At 44.5% G+C, this 15,668-nt stretch carries 11 protein-coding genes; 10 read left to right on the forward strand and 1 reads right to left on the reverse strand.

Features of this window, described 5'->3' with window-relative positions:
• Positions 1–122: 122 nt before the first annotated feature.
• The 7 genes from priA (at position 123) to rraA (ending at position 8,382) form a co-directional block, all read left to right on the forward strand.
• Complete coding sequence (gene priA / locus J6836_RS16660; protein ID WP_219245033.1) at positions 123–2,321, forward strand: primosomal protein N'; 2,199 nt, start codon at positions 123–125, stop codon at positions 2,319–2,321.
• 351 nt (positions 2,322–2,672) lie between these two features.
• A complete protein-coding gene (cytR, locus tag J6836_RS16665) occupies positions 2,673–3,701 on the forward strand; it encodes a DNA-binding transcriptional regulator CytR (RefSeq protein WP_219245034.1) in 1,029 nt (342 codons plus the stop codon).
• A gap of 73 nt (positions 3,702–3,774) precedes the next feature.
• On the forward strand, positions 3,775–4,590 hold the full coding sequence (ftsN, locus tag J6836_RS16670; protein ID WP_219245035.1) for a cell division protein FtsN: 816 nt from the start codon (positions 3,775–3,777) through the stop codon (positions 4,588–4,590).
• Between the two features lie 166 nt (positions 4,591–4,756).
• On the forward strand, positions 4,757–5,287 hold the full coding sequence (hslV, locus tag J6836_RS16675; protein WP_004265304.1) for an ATP-dependent protease subunit HslV: 531 nt from the start codon (positions 4,757–4,759) through the stop codon (positions 5,285–5,287).
• Positions 5,288–5,298: 11 nt separating this feature from the next.
• Positions 5,299–6,633: an HslU--HslV peptidase ATPase subunit gene (gene hslU / locus J6836_RS16680; protein WP_219245036.1), complete on the forward strand. Its 1,335-nt coding sequence runs from the start codon at positions 5,299–5,301 to the stop codon at positions 6,631–6,633.
• Between the two features lie 186 nt (positions 6,634–6,819).
• Positions 6,820–7,743: a 1,4-dihydroxy-2-naphthoate polyprenyltransferase gene (locus tag J6836_RS16685; protein ID WP_219245037.1), complete on the forward strand. Its 924-nt coding sequence runs from the start codon at positions 6,820–6,822 to the stop codon at positions 7,741–7,743.
• A 120-nt stretch (positions 7,744–7,863) separates the two neighbouring features.
• Entirely contained in the window at positions 7,864–8,382 is a 519-nt protein-coding gene (gene rraA / locus J6836_RS16690; protein WP_219245038.1) for a ribonuclease E activity regulator RraA, read from the forward strand.
• A gap of 432 nt (positions 8,383–8,814) precedes the next feature.
• On the opposite strand, the gene zapB is transcribed toward rraA, so the two are convergent.
• Positions 8,815–9,054: a cell division protein ZapB gene (zapB, locus tag J6836_RS16695; RefSeq protein WP_004265299.1), complete on the reverse strand. Its 240-nt coding sequence runs from the start codon at positions 9,052–9,054 to the stop codon at positions 8,815–8,817.
• Between the two features lie 310 nt (positions 9,055–9,364).
• Here zapB and J6836_RS16700 point away from each other — a divergent pair, with 310 nt between their 5' ends.
• The 3 genes from J6836_RS16700 (at position 9,365) to J6836_RS16710 (ending at position 15,666) form a co-directional block, all read left to right on the forward strand.
• Positions 9,365–10,225, forward strand: a complete 861-nt coding sequence (locus tag J6836_RS16700) for an MIP/aquaporin family protein (protein WP_206085966.1) — start codon at positions 9,365–9,367, stop codon at positions 10,223–10,225.
• A 3-nt stretch (positions 10,226–10,228) separates the two neighbouring features.
• Entirely contained in the window at positions 10,229–11,755 is a 1,527-nt protein-coding gene (glpK, locus tag J6836_RS16705; RefSeq protein ID WP_219245039.1) for a glycerol kinase GlpK, read from the forward strand.
• A 197-nt stretch (positions 11,756–11,952) separates the two neighbouring features.
• Entirely contained in the window at positions 11,953–15,666 is a 3,714-nt protein-coding gene (locus J6836_RS16710) for a hypothetical protein (protein ID WP_219245040.1), read from the forward strand.
• Positions 15,667–15,668 lie beyond the last annotated feature (2 nt).

A 15,668-nucleotide genomic window follows, 5' to 3' on the forward strand; every position in this document is an offset into this window, starting at 1 on the left:
ACCAAAGGCGGCGGATCATACAGAAATTCTATTTGCCACGCAATGAAAAACGCGTAAATTTTGTGATATTCTAGTTGGCTATCGCGCTTAACATCGAACAAAAAACAGACGGAAATCCAGTTATGATCGTCGTTCAGGTGGCTTTACCTGTTCCTTTGAACCGCACTTTTGATTATCGACTGCCAGATAACATGCCGCTTCCTGTTGTGGGAAGCCGCGTAATGGTGCCGTTTGGTAAACGCCAAGCCCTTGGGATCGTGGTCAAACATAGTGATAAAAGCGAATTTGCAGAAGACCAGCTTAAAACCATCGAGCTGGTGCTCGACACGCAAACGCTGTTTCCTGATGATGTGTGGCAACTCTTATTATGGTCTTCTCAATATTACCATTACCCGATAGGCGAAGTGCTCTTCCATGCCTTACCGACTTTACTGCGCCAAGGAAAAGCGGCTGAGTTTACACCAATCTGGCAATGGCAAGCGACTGAAGCGGGGATCGCAGCCGATCTCAATGAATTTAAGCGATCGCCCAAACAGCAACAAGCGTTAGCGTTGCTCAAGCGCCGCGCAGTTTATCGCCATCAAGTCAGTGAGCTTGAAATCAGTGAAAGCGCCCTGCAATCCCTTAAAAAGAAAGATTATATCGAGTTGCACCCTGTACAACCAAGTGCCGAAAAATGGCAGCCAACTTTTGAAGTGTGTGGTGAACGGTTACGTCTGAATAGCGAACAAGCCACGGCTGTCGGGGCAATACGTGCTCAAGACGATGAGTTTTCACCTTGGCTACTGGCGGGGATCACTGGCTCAGGGAAAACGGAAGTCTATTTGAGCGTGCTCGAAAATGTGCTGGCACAAGGAAAACAAGCGCTTGTTTTGGTACCTGAAATTGGTTTAACGCCACAAACCATTAACCGCTTCCGCGAACGGTTTAACGCCCCTGTGGATGTGTTGCATTCTGCACTTAATGACAGCGAGCGTTTAGCGGTCTGGTTGCGTGCAAAACTCGGTCAAACTGCAATTATTATCGGTACGCGCTCCGCCCTTTTTACGCCATTTGCCAACCTTGGCATTATTATTATCGATGAAGAGCACGACAGTTCGTATAAACAGCAAGATGGCTGGCGTTACCACGCACGGGACTTAGCCGTTTTTCGCGCGAAAAAAAATAACATCCCCATAGTGATGGGTACCGCAACCCCTTCACTCGAAACCTTGCTCAATGTGAAGCAGCAAAAATACCGCCAACTTAACCTGACCATTCGAGCGGGGAATGCACGCCCCGCTACACAGCATTTAATTGATTTAAAAGGCCAACCCCTGAAATTTGGCCTTTCACACATACTTATCCAGCACATCAAAGAGCATCTAGCACAAAATAATCAGGTGATTTTGTTTTTAAATCGCCGTGGTTATTCCCCCGCTTTGATTTGCCATGAATGCGGCTGGATTGCCGAGTGCCAACGCTGCGACCACTACTATACGTTACACCAAAACTTCCACCAGCTACGCTGCCACCACTGTGATAGCCAGCGCCCAGTGCCTCGGCAATGCCCACAATGTGGTTCAACACATTTAGTCCCTGTTGGGATGGGAACGGAACAGCTTGAAGAAGGCATATCCGAGCTGTTCCCAGATACCCCTGTCACACGTATTGACCGTGACACAACCAGCCGCAAAGGGGAGCTTGAGCAGCACTTAAACCAAGTACATGAAGGCGGCGCGCGTATTTTAATTGGCACACAAATGTTAGCAAAAGGGCACCATTTCCCCGATGTCACCTTAGTGGCATTACTGGATGTTGATGGTGCGTTGTTTTCCAGTGATTTTCGCGCCGCGGAGCGCTTTGCTCAGCTGTATGTACAGGTTTCAGGGCGCGCAGGGCGAGCAGGCAAGCAAGGGGAAGTCTTTTTACAAACGCACCACCCCGAGCACCCTTTACTGCTGACGTTATTGGAAAGTGGTTATGATGCGTTTACTCAAGAAGCAATGGAAGAGCGCCATGTAGCAATGCTCCCGCCTTACACCAACCATATTTTGATCCGCTCTGAAGATCACAACAACCAAGACTCGCGGCAATTCTTACAAAATGTCCGTCAGTACATCACTGAGCATCCACAAAGTGATGCAAAACTGTGGATTTTAGGGCCATCTCCGTCAATTCAAGCAAAACGGGGCGGTCGTTTCCGCTGGCAACTCCTGTTACAGCACCCATCACGTCCTTATTTACAACACTTTATGGCGCAATTATTACCTGAAATTCTCAAACAGCCAGAAAGCCGCAAAGTAAAATGGAATGTGGATGTCGACCCAACGGATGGCTAAAGTATTACCGTATTTAAAGGGTAATTTTTATTTTACCCTTATTATCCGATAAGTAATCTTTCGCCTTTTCGCTGCCAGTTTGTTGATATTGTGAACTATCTGTTTTTTTGCATAACACGTCACATTTTGAGTGAATTTTATACAGCTTGAATTTCACTTATCTTTTAATCGTCTAAATTATTTTTGAAATTTGCGAAGCAGCTCTAAAAAATGATGCGTGTCACACTTTTTATGCAAACTAGGTAACAGATATTATTGAGAATCTAATTAGAATAACTTCTAATCATAAATAATGACGTACTTGCGCCATTCAAAAAAAGCAAACGATTAAATCAATCTAAGGAAGGCGTTGTGGAAAGTAAAAAACACAATAACACGGCAACAATGAAAGATGTTGCTAGTGCCGCGGGCGTTTCGACAGCGACGGTCTCCAGAACATTAATGAACCCTGAAAAGGTCTCCCTACAGACCCGCCAAAAAGTCGAACAAGCGGTTATGGATGTTGGCTACTATCCTCACAACCTAGCAAGAAGCTATAAACGTAATGAATCAAAAACGATTCTTGTGCTCGTTCCAAATATTCGTGACCCATTTTTTAGTGATGTGGTCTGTGGCATTGAAGAAATTGCCGCGCAAGAAGGTTACTTTGTGTTGATTGGTGATTGTAAGCACCAAGAGAAACAAGAGAATGCCTTTATTAACCTGATTATTACCAAACAAATCGATGGCATGGTGTTGCTCGGTTCTAATATCCCATTCGATATTTCAACGGAAGAACAAAAAAACCTACCACCGATTGTGATGGCGAATGAATTTGCCCCTGAATTAAAACTGCCTACGGTGCATATCGACAACTTAACCGCGGCATTTAATGCGACTCATTACCTGCAAAAACAAGGCCACAAGCTGATAGCCTGTATTGCTGGGCCATCACATATGCCACTGAGCCAATACCGTTTAGAAGGCTACAAAAAAGCGATGCTAAGAACAGGGGAAAAACTGCGGGAAGAATATATTATTCGTGGTGATTTTACCCATGAGGGCGGCGCAGAAGCGGTGAAGTCTCTGCTATCACTCCCTGAGCCACCCACTGCGATTTTTTGCCAAAGTGATATCATGGCGATTGGCGCAATGTGGCAAGCCAAAAAAATGGGCTTAACTCTACCGGATGATTTATCGTTTGTCGGCTTTGATAATCTAGAACAAGCAAAATATACATTGCCTGCATTAACCACAGTGAACCAACCTCGCGCAGAAATTGGTCATCATGCAATGCAATTATTGCTCGAACAGATCCATGGCAACAACGTAACACCGGGTTCGCGTCTCCTAGATTCTGATTTAATCATCAGAGAGAGCACAAAAGCGCCTAAAAGCTAGTCAAAATTGTTCAGGTTAAGTAACATGTTAATCCAAATGATGGCTAACAATTGATAACTAGTGAATTAATAGCGTGGCACAAAAAGATTATGTAGCTCGAGGGCGGTCAGCCGCCCGTAAAAAAGGCAAAGGGAAATCAAAAAAAGCGCAAGGGCTACCAATGACCACGTTGGTTGTTGCCGTAGCGATCGTCGCGCTATTTGTTGGCGGCCTGTTTTATATTACCCACAATAAAAAGGATGCGCCGCAGCCGCAAGTTGCCACGCCATCTGCACCACCGGGTAGTACACTTCCCCCCAAACCTGAAGAGCGCTGGCGCTATATTAAAGAATTAGAACGCCGTGGTGTTGATTTGCCAAGTACCCAGCAACCTAGCTCAGATAATAATATTCTGCGTCCTTCAGATTTAACCCCTGAACAACGCCAGCTATTAGAGCAAATGGATTCTGATAGGCGTCAACCCGTGACGAATCTGCAAGAGGTTCCGTCCAATGGCAAGCCTATTCCACGTTCGCAAGTGATCATTAATGAACCTGCTCAACCTATTGAGCCTGTTCAACGCAAACCCGTTGTAAATACTGAACCGAAACCAGAAACTCGCCCTGCCGCGCCAATTGCCCCGGTACAGCCAGCGACACCTGCCGAGCCAAAACCCGCAAATAACATGCAAAACATGTTGGTGCAATGTGGCTCATTCCGTACTGCCGATCAGGCAGAGTCTGTTCGCGCAACATTAGCGTTTGCAGGAATTGAAAGCAGAGTGACCGAAGGTGGTGGCTGGCATCGAATCGTTCTTGGCCCTTATTCCAAGTCAACCGCAGAGAAAATGCGCGACCGCGCAGCAGGTGTTGGCGTTTCGGGTTGTATTCTTCGTGCATCAGGGGGTTGAAAAACCCCATCCCCCACCCCATCTACTGTTTTAACGCACTCATGAGCGGTTGTTTTTATCTTCAACCTAGTCCAAGTGATAGCTAATCAACAACTATCACTTGGGTTTTGTCTCTCGAAAATAAAACTCAACTGCATTTTTTTGTAATAAAACCAGGGGCTAACTCATGACAACAATCGTAAGTGTTCGCCGTAATGGCCAGGTCGTAATTGGTGGTGATGGACAGGCGACGATGGGTAATACCGTCATGAAAGGCAATGTCCGCAAAGTTCGCCGTCTCTATAATGACAAAGTCATTGCCGGATTTGCCGGTGGCACCGCAGACGCATTCACGCTTTTTGAACTGTTCGAACGCAAACTCGAACTGCACCAAGGCCATTTAACCAAAGCGGCCGTAGAACTCGCTAAAGATTGGCGTACAGACCGTATGTTACGCAAACTAGAAGCGCTGCTTGCCGTAGCGGATGAACACACCTCCCTCATCATTACCGGTAATGGTGACGTCGTTCAGCCAGAAAACGATTTAATCGCTATTGGCTCAGGTGGTCCCTATGCACAATCTGCTGCACGTGCACTGTTAGAAAATACAGATTTAAGCGCGAAAGAAATCGCGGAAAAAGCGCTCGCCATTGCGGGTGATATCTGTATTTACACCAACCATAATGTCAACTTTGAAGAAATTTCTTCAAAATCATAAGGATTGTTAGCATGTCCGAAATGACTCCACGCGAAATTGTCAGCGAACTCGACAATCATATTATTGGCCAAAACAAAGCTAAACGTTCTGTTGCGATTGCCCTGCGTAACCGCTGGCGCCGTATGCAGTTAAACGAAGTGTTACGCCATGAAGTCACACCGAAAAATATTCTGATGATTGGCCCAACTGGGGTCGGTAAAACTGAAATTGCCCGCCGCCTTGCAAAATTAGCCAATGCGCCATTTATCAAAGTTGAAGCGACCAAATTTACTGAAGTCGGTTATGTGGGTAAAGAAGTCGACTCCATTATCCGTGATTTAACCGACTCCGCAGTGAAAATGGTACGTCTGCAATCCATTGAAAAAAACCGCTATCGTGCGGAAGAAATGGCAGAAGAACGTATTCTGGATGTATTAATTCCACCAGCGAAAAACAACTGGGGCCAAGCTGAGCCAAACGATGAGCATTCACCAGCCCGCCAAACTTTCCGTAAAAAATTACGTGAAGGCCAGTTAGACGATAAAGAAATTGAGATTGAAGTTGCTGCGTCACCAATGGGTGTTGAAATTATGGCACCTCCAGGTATGGAAGAGATGACCAACCAGCTGCAATCGATGTTCCAAAACCTCGCAGGGCAAAAACAGAAACCTCGTAAGATGAAAATCAAAGAGGCATTCAAACTGCTGGTGGAAGAAGAAGCCGCTAAGCTCGTTAACCCTGAAGAGTTAAAAGAGCAAGCCATTGAAGCCGTTGAGCAAAACGGTATCGTGTTTATCGATGAGTTCGACAAAATCTGTAAACGCGGTGGGCAAAGTTCAGGTCCGGATGTTTCTCGTGAAGGGGTACAACGTGACTTACTGCCACTTATCGAGGGTTGTACCATTTCCACTAAACATGGCATGGTAAAAACTGACCATATCCTGTTTATTGCCTCTGGTGCGTTCCAAGTTTCTAGCCCATCGGATTTAATTCCTGAATTGCAAGGCCGTTTGCCAATTCGTGTTGAGTTACAAGCGCTGACCACTGAAGATTTTGTACGTATCTTAACGGAGCCAAATGCCTCTTTAACGGAACAATATAAAGCGCTGATGGCGACTGAAGGCGTGAATATTGAGTTCACAACTGACGGTATCCGTAAAATTGCGGAATCGGCATGGCAGGTCAATGAGTCTACCGAAAATATCGGTGCACGCCGCCTGCACACTGTGCTGGAGCGTTTAATGGAAGACATCTCTTTTGATGCGAGCGACCGTAATGGCCAAACCATCCAAATTGATGCGCAATACGTGAAACAGCACTTAGATGAGCTGGTTGCGGACGAAGACTTGAGCAGATTTATTTTATAATCTTATTAATTATCAGGTTTTCATGTATCCTTAATATACATCGACTAAAGTGCAGCTTTTATCGCTGCACTTTTTTCTATGAAATATTCAGCCCATTGCATTGAATATACTCAGGTATTTCTCCATGCGGTGGGTTATTACATTGTTAAGATCGCATCTCAAAGAGTTTGAATTATAGGTAACTGCATGCAGCCGACATCCACAACAATAAGTCGTAAACAAGCTTGGATTGAAAGTCTTCGCCCTAAAACCCTCCCACTTGGGGTTATCGCCATTGTCACTGGCTCTGCACTCACCTATCTAACAGGTAACTTTAAATGGCCTGTCGCCCTGCTTGCACTGATTACAGCAGGCTTACTGCAAATTTTATCTAACCTCGCGAATGATTACGGCGATGCAGTGAAAGGGTCAGATACCGCTGAACGTATTGGGCCACTACGCGGAATGCAAAAAGGGGTAATTACCCAAGCAGATATGAAAAAAGCGCTGAAACTCAATATCACCGCTGCCTGCTTATCTGGCTTATTGTTGATTATTGTCGCCTGCGAAAAGCCCGAAGATGCCTTTGGCTTTCTTGCGCTAGGCCTCGTGGCGATTGTTGCTGCGATTACCTATACCGTGGGCAAAAAACCCTATGGCTATCTGGGGTTAGGCGATATCTCTGTCTTAATTTTCTTTGGTTGGCTAAGTGTGATTGGTACCTATTATCTGCAAGCTAATACATTCAACATCATCACCGTACTGCCTGCAACAGCATGTGGACTGCTTTCTGTCGCCGTATTAAATATCAACAATATGCGTGATATTGAAAACGATATCAAAGCAGGGAAAAACACCTTAGCGGTGCGTTTAGGGCCACAAGGTGCGCGTATTTATCATGCAATTATTATTATCGTTGCCATCTTGTGTTTAGTGTTATTTAAACTTATCTACCTATCAGGGTGGAGTGGTTGGTTATTCTTATTGGCCGTGCCAGTACTGCTCAATCACCTCCGTCGTGTTCTAACCGACCCAACCCCAGAAGGGATGCGCCCTCTTCTTGAAAACATGGTTAAAGCCGCTCTTGTGACGAACGTTTTATTCGCTATTGGCGTGGTAATGAGTAAATAACCTGCGTTATTTGACCATTTTTTGACTTTTTCCGCCTATTTTTAGGCGGGGAATTTTGCCAAGTGCAGATCAAAAGGGATATACTGGTATTCTCTTGCAGCAAAAAAAGACCTAAATCCTATGAAATATGATACTTCCGAACTCTGCGATATATACCAAGAAAGCGTTAACGTGGTAGAACCTCTTTTCTCCAACTTTGGTGGACGTACTTCATTTGGCGGTCAAATCATTACAGTGAAGTGCTTTGAAGATAACGGCCTCCTGTATGATTTGCTGGAAGAAGAAGGCGCTGGCCGTATTCTGCTCGTTGATGGTGGCGGTTCTGTCCGTAAAGCGTTAATCGATGCCGAAGTGGCAAGGTTAGCTGTTGATAACCACTGGGAAGGCATTGTGGTTTATGGTGCCGTGCGTCAGGTTGATGCCCTGATGGAACTCGACCTTGGCATTCAAGCCATCGCTGCGATGCCTGCGGGCTGCCCTGATGAAGGTATCGGCGAAAGTGATATTCGCGTTAACTTTGGTGGCGTTACGTTCTTCTCAGGTGATTATCTATATGCGGATAATACCGGTATGATTTTATCTGAAGAACCGCTCAGCACCAGTAATGACGATGAATTTAACGACGTTATCGACGAATAGTCTTCACAAATAAAAAATTCGATAAATAAGGGCAATCGCCCTTATTTTTTTGCCTATAAAACAAACGCTCGTTTATTTTTACAGCAAATGCAACGATGATTGAATTCGAAAGTTGCTATAAATATAAAAAAGGTCACTTCACAGTGACCTCATTTGCATACTGGGTTTTCTTTTGGTGTTTATCGTTCGAGAAAAACCAATATTTCCTCTAAATAGTTCGCTTCGTAGGTAGGCGGTAAACGACGCTAACCCAAGGAGCATACATAAGTATGTGACTTGGGTAGCACAGTGCAACCAACACCCCTACGAACCGAAATATGACGAGGAAACTGGTAGGCGGCAAGTCAATAAGACCCTAGGAGCATACATAAGTATGTGACTAGGGCGAAGAGACGAAGCCAACACCCCTACAACGCGAAGCATGACGAGAAATTACACTTCTTCCATCTTACCTAGCAGAGTCCGCAACCTCTCCTGCCAAGCTTGTTGCTCTTGTTTCAGTTGCTCATTTTCACGCACTAATGAATCGGTCCCTGATTTTGCAGTTTCTAATTCTTGGCTCAATGCGCCGTTTTTATCTTTTAATTCGTCGATTTCCATCTGTAACAGGGTGATTGTATCAATCGCTTGTTGAACTTTGGATTCGAGTTTCTCAAATACTTCAAATGACATGTTTCTGGTCTCCCTTATCAGCTTTAACACGATTGTAAGTAGCATGATCCTCTGTGTCCAGCGCCATCCATCTGATTCCGCATATTGTTGTTGCAAAAACACTGGTCGGATCACATCACAAAGGTCGATTCCATCACTATTTTTGTTTGTTTTTGTTCGCTTTAGTGATGTAACACGCATTTTTCAATTTCGATATTTCTCGTTTATGTTCTTTAACGATAAATTTACAGCTAAGGGTTTTCGATTAGAAAATCTTAACTTAAAAAAACATTACAATAATTTTCATTTTCATTTTCGTAGGATAGAACATATGAGCCAAATGACCTCAACATCACTCACTGGTCAGTGCATCTCGGAGTTTTTAGGGACTGCACTACTGGTATTTTTTGGTTTAGGTTGTGTTGCCGCCGTAAGAATAGCAGGGGCACAGCTTGGCCTCTGGGAAATTAGTGTTATCTGGGGGTTTGGCGTTGCTTTAGCCGTTTACCTCACCGCAGGTATCTCAGGCGCTCACCTTAACCCCGCTGTAACCCTTGCTTTGTGGCTATTTGCTTGCTTTGATAAACGCAAAGTTGTGCCGTATATCATTGCGCAAATGCTGGGCGGTTTTTGTGCTGCTGCACTGGTTTACGCCATGTACTCCCCTGTTTTTTTCGATTACGAACAAGTTCACCACATTATCCGTGGCACGCAAGAAAGTTTATTCACCGCAGGAGTATTTTCGACTTACCCTGCTCCGCAAATTAGTGTCTTCCACGCATTCTTTATTGAAGTCGTCATCGCTGCCATTCTCGTTTGCTTAATCTTAGGCTTAACTGACGATGGCAATGGTGTACCCCGTGGCCCTCTCGCCCCACTATTAATTGGTATCTTAATCGCGGTTATTGGCGGCTCATTCGGCCCATTAACAGGCTTCGCCCTCAACCCAGCGCGTGATTTCGGCCCTAAAGTTGTCGCTTATCTCGCTGGATGGGGCGACATCGCCTTTACAGGTGGCCGCGATATTCCTTATTTCCTTGTCCCATTGACAGCACCGATTGTCGGTGGTCTGCTAGGGGCCTTCGGTTATCGCAAATTAATCGGTCGCCACTTACCGTGCATGGTATGTGAAGAAGAGACCAAAGCAGAAAAATTATCCGTCAAAAATCCAAAATCCTCGGAACAGGCTTAAATTATGACAACTGAAACCACCATTGAAAAAAAATATATCGTTGCACTTGATCAAGGCACAACCAGTTCTCGAGCTGTCGTACTCGACCACGATGCGAATATTGTGAGCATTTCACAGCGTGAATTCACCCAAATTTATCCTAAACCGGGCTGGGTAGAACACGACCCAATGGAAATCTGGGCATCACAAAGTTCGACACTGGTTGAAGTGTTAGCCAAAGCGGATATTCGTACTGACGAAGTTGCAGGGATTGGTATCACTAACCAACGCGAAACGACCATTGTTTGGGAAAAAGCGACAGGTAAACCGATTTATAATGCCATTGTGTGGCAGTGCCGTCGTACCGCGGATTTCTGTACCCATCTCAAGCAAAATGAAAAAGATTTAGAAGAGTATATTCGCCAAAATACGGGCCTTGTCGTTGACCCCTATTTTTCGGGAACGAAAGTTAAGTGGATTTTAGACCACGTCGAAGGTGCTCGCGAACGCGCTGAAAAAGGTGAATTACTGTTTGGTACCGTTGATACATGGCTAGTCTGGAAAATGACCCAAGGCCGCGTACATGTGACCGACTACACTAACGCGTCTCGTACTATGTTGTTTAATATTCGCAACTTAGAGTGGGATGATAAAATTCTCAAAGCGTTAAACATCCCACGAGCAATGTTACCTGAAGTTCGCCCATCTTCTGAAGTGTATGGTCAAACCAACATTGGGGGTAAAGGTGGAACACGTATTCCTATTTCAGGTATGGCGGGTGACCAACAAGCAGCACTGTATGGCCAGCTGTGCGTAAAACCAGGCATGGCGAAAAATACCTATGGAACAGGCTGCTTCTTGCTGTTAAATACAGGGGAAACCGCGGTTCGTTCTAACCATGGTCTGTTGACCACTATCGCTTGCGGGCCAAAAGGGGAAGTGAATTATGCCCTAGAAGGGGCTGTGTTCGTTGGCGGGGCATCCATTCAGTGGTTGCGTGATGAATTAAAACTGATTGATGAATCCACAGACTCTGAATATTTCGCCACCAAGGTCAAAGACAGTAACGGCGTGTATGTTGTGCCTGCTTTCACTGGTTTAGGGGCACCATATTGGGACCCGTACGCCCGCGGTGCAATTTTCGGATTAACACGTGGCGCTAACCGTAACCACATCATCCGCGCAACGTTGGAATCTATCGCTTACCAAACTCGCGATGTGCTCGATGCGATGCAAGCTGACTCTGGCGAACGCTTAAAAGCACTGCGTGTTGATGGTGGCGCCGTAGCAAACAATTTCTTGATGCAGTTCCAATCTGACATTCTAGGCACGCCAGTTGAACGCCCTGAAGTACGTGAAAGTACCGCGTTGGGTGCAGCCTACCTTGCTGGTTTAGCTGTGGGTTTCTGGAATAACCTCGATGAGCTGCAAAGCAAAGCGACCATTGAACGCGTCTTTAAACCAGGTATTGAAACCACTGAGCGTAATTTCAAATACGAAGGCTGGAAAAAAGCGGTCGCACGAGCACAAGAGTGGGAAGATAAAGCGTAATTATTGATTGAAAATTTATCTCGTTGTCACAAAGGTGGTGCTTCGGTACCGCCTTTTTTATTTCCATAAAATCAATTCGCTAATAAATAGAATCACAATAATCAGACTAATAATAAATTAGAAAGGCTCTATTTCCTTGTTTAAAATCGTTGCGCTATACACTCATAAAGTGACAAGTTTTAACAATAGGAAAGGTTATGGATAACCCAAAAAAACAACAGGATGTATTACAGTTAGGACTGTATCGGAATAAAGGCAGAGTCGCGGTACTCAATACGAATTCACCATGGTTGGCCTCATTACAAAAAAATCCCGCGTCCTCTCCGGAGGCAAAAGCATCACATAAATTATTTAGCTGGCTAATTGATAAGCCAAGGATGGTTGGAGAAACTAAGCGTCACTTTATACTGAGCACCCTATCTGAAGAATCATTGTCGGGTTTTAATTTTCACCCACAACAAGGCCTATTTGTTGAGAGTTTTAATTCTCCCCATGAATGGCGTGAAGGTGAACCTCGCGCTCAAGAGCAAATTGCCGATTTACTACTCCCTAGCGGCCAATGGCATCGCCATTATGACACCGTTGTTTTATCGCAAAGCGCCAATGACAAACAGGTTGAGCTGGTTCGCCACTACCTGCAATTAACAGGGGGTAGCGTATTAATTATTAAAGACCGCCAAAAAGAAACATCGCCATCGATACAGAAATTAATCGCTGAATTAACCCCTGTTGAGCCCCATAACATTCAACTGTCATCAACGAAACATCGCGGTTTTCAACAAACAATCACACTTCCCCCTAACTCAATCAACTCACTGAAATTAACCGGTGAGCTATTGGGAGATACGCAATATTTTTCAATCATCATTCATGATGTTGATGATAATCCGCTTATCTCTCAGTACGATATTGCCCTTGATCACCATTTATCATGGGATGCTATAGCTCAAGCAATTGAATCAAGAGTTAATCAAGAGATGGCTGCGTTACAACAAAACCCCATCACGGTGAGATATCAAAATAACATGCTGAAGATGACTGGAAAGCAGGTTGTTTTTTCTCAATTTCAGTTGAAACAGCAAAAAGGGGAGCAAATACTGCCGATTTTAGTGGCTGAAAACCCCCACCAGCTTCCCAATCAGCTGATTTTTGGCGCCGTAACAGGAAAATTGGCTCAACATAATAATAATCATCGGTATCACATTCTTGAGCAGGCTAAATTTGGCAATGTGAGCATCGATCCACAAACTGGAGAATGGATCTACACTCCCCATAAAGCCCTATTGAGATCAAATGCAGATCAGTTTGACATTGTCGCGATTAGCCATGATAGTCATCAATCTGAGCCGATTTCTATTCATCTACAAACGGGTGAAGCTCCCCAAGTCGTCATACCTGGAAAACGAACGTTTACCATTTTAGACCCAATTTACGAGGCACCCAAACGACGACATCACCCTACTCCGAAGGGTATGCAGGTCCATGGTATTCAACTGGCACAAACTCACTTACAGCCGCCAAATGACCACTATTTTAGCCTAACGGCTAACCGCTGGGCGCTGCTCAAAGTGGATATCACTCATCCCCATTCAGCGAGTTCCCCTGATTTAGTGGCCATTATCAGCAATAAAAAAAATGAAGTATTAGAGAAAATCATTCTGACGGGGCCTGATAAGCTACCAACTCAACTAACGCCACTCCCTAATACTTCGAATCCTTTAGCCTACCATCAACATACTCAAAGCTTTACTGCACCAATAAGAGGGGAATGGGTGCAACCTGGTTTTTCTATTCAGATAATCACAAACAACCAGCTCATTACGACCCAAGAAACTAGCTCAGATGGTATTATCTCACCCAATGTCACATTAGATAGCCATATAACAGCTTACATTGATAATCACAGTCTATATCAACAGGGGCATGGCATTTATGCCTATTCACCACTGAGTTGGGGGCCAGAAGTGGTGGCGATATTACCAATTAAGGAATTCACCCTGTATAGCTTTCCCGCAACGACTCGAAATCCCAGCTTACACCCTTATCAAAACAGCTATTATGATGCAGCAAGCTTAATTCACCCAAAATACGATGATCCAGACAAAGTCCCTCATCACCTAGACTCGCAAATAAACTGGGCATATTTAAACAGTTCACAATTTCACAATGCCAATCGCACTGATTCAATTTATCACTATACCGCAATTCAGCCATTTATCGCTTCGCTCGATTACCATACTCTCGGCTTGGCTGTACGGCATGCGGGCGGTGGAATACATGAGCCTACGACACTGTGGCATGAAATTTTTGGTCATGGGTTTGGCTTACCCCATACCAATATTAAAGATACAGCATACCCCTATAACCCAGCAACGCATGGCCCAAATCCCGCCTATAACCAACACCGCCAGCACTATGTCACTTATCAACATCAGTATGAAAATGGTGCCGTCGCTAATCTTTACCCAACGATGTACGCCAACCATACCTATTTTACTAGCGAGCAATATGATGCCTTTTTGCCGCATTCCGATTATTTTAATCAGCGTATTCAGCAATTTTTAAGCCAAAAAACACGCTGGCAACCGAATCGAATTAAAGGGGAAGATGCTGAGGATGGTGGTTTTGCGGGAGACGGTTTTTACCAACGTTGGAATGAATCGGAAAAACAATGGGAAACCTTAACACAAGGTAATTTCGCCCAATATTATCCGCAAGAAAGTATCGATGAATGGCCTCACCAGCGTGATGTGCCTATATATTGGCTGCGTGGGCAGTTCGCAACCAATGAAGGTATTCCTCATCCTTATAATACGCTGATGGTTGACCGCACAATAGGCAACCTACCCGCCTATTACTATAATTTAGAAACCGACACAGGTCGTGCTTATTATCCCCATCATAGCCATGCGATTGTGGTGACTTATGCAACACCGAGTGGCTTAATCACAGAAAAATTCCAAGTAAAAGTACACGAGAATGATATTAGCTTAAATATTGCCGATAAAGGTGAGCTGGTTAAATTCGCGTTATACCAACTCAATCCACGCAAAGAACTGGGGCAAGAGATAGCCCGATATACCAACCCTTCATCATTAGCAAATAGAGTATTTGCCAATAGTCATACTGATGAATTACCAGATACACTCCTTCTTGATGACTATTGGCAAGGCAATGCACTCTTTTGGGCAAGTACAGAGGGAAACGTAGTTGATATTTCAACAGGGAAAATCAATACGCAAGAAATCACGCCCCTGAGCGCACTAAAAGCGACTTGGGTAGCTGATGGCAAACTTCATCAACACTATTTTTCTTTATCCGACCCATTTGGCCAACAAGATAGCGTTTATACCTCTCAACCATTCATCCCGATAAATCACCTCGATAAGCAAATAGAAACATCACAGGAAATTGAATCCATTGCTGTCCGTGCTGAACAACAATTAATATCCGACATGAATATCCACCAGAAGATTGATATTACGAACTTATCATTGCCAGATGAGAAATACCGCTATTGGGTCACACTGAGGATGGTTGATCAGAATGGCGAGCAACAAGAAAATATGCCGCTGGAGAATTGGTATTTTTCACTTGAAGGAATGACATTAACAGTAAAAGGAACCATTGATAGCACACCTGAATTAGAATGCACTGCTATTGTTATCCATATCGATCAGCATTTACAAGATGGTATTCAAGCAAGGGAAGTTTGGCTTGTACAAGATAAAAGCGCTCACCTAGCGGAAGATAAAACGTTTTTAAACTATGATCGCCCTGTTGTTTTTAACTTGCCCGCCAATCAAGCAGAGCTTATATCTGCGTTTCCAGAACAGGAAACACATATGGTAGTTTCACCATCCTACAGCCCCACCCCCGAATCACGCTTAATCAGTATGCCTATTCGATAACC

The sequence above is a fragment of the Providencia sp. R33 genome, from assembly GCF_019343475.1.
GTDB lineage: Bacteria > Pseudomonadota > Gammaproteobacteria > Enterobacterales > Enterobacteriaceae > Providencia.

Coding starts and splice junctions, on each gene's coding strand:
- J6836_RS16710 (WP_219245040.1), top strand. CDS start 11,953: ATGGATAACCCAAAAAAACAACAGGATGTATTACAGTTAGGACTGTAT.
- J6836_RS16685 (WP_219245037.1), top strand. CDS start 6,820: ATGCAGCCGACATCCACAACAATAAGTCGTAAACAAGCTTGGATTGAA.
- glpK (WP_219245039.1), top strand. CDS start 10,229: ATGACAACTGAAACCACCATTGAAAAAAAATATATCGTTGCACTTGAT.
- priA (WP_219245033.1), top strand. CDS start 123: ATGATCGTCGTTCAGGTGGCTTTACCTGTTCCTTTGAACCGCACTTTT.
- hslU (WP_219245036.1), top strand. CDS start 5,299: ATGTCCGAAATGACTCCACGCGAAATTGTCAGCGAACTCGACAATCAT.
- J6836_RS16700 (WP_206085966.1), top strand. CDS start 9,365: ATGAGCCAAATGACCTCAACATCACTCACTGGTCAGTGCATCTCGGAG.
- hslV (WP_004265304.1), top strand. CDS start 4,757: ATGACAACAATCGTAAGTGTTCGCCGTAATGGCCAGGTCGTAATTGGT.
- zapB (WP_004265299.1), bottom strand. CDS start 9,054: ATGTCATTTGAAGTATTTGAGAAACTCGAATCCAAAGTTCAACAAGCG.
- rraA (WP_219245038.1), top strand. CDS start 7,864: ATGAAATATGATACTTCCGAACTCTGCGATATATACCAAGAAAGCGTT.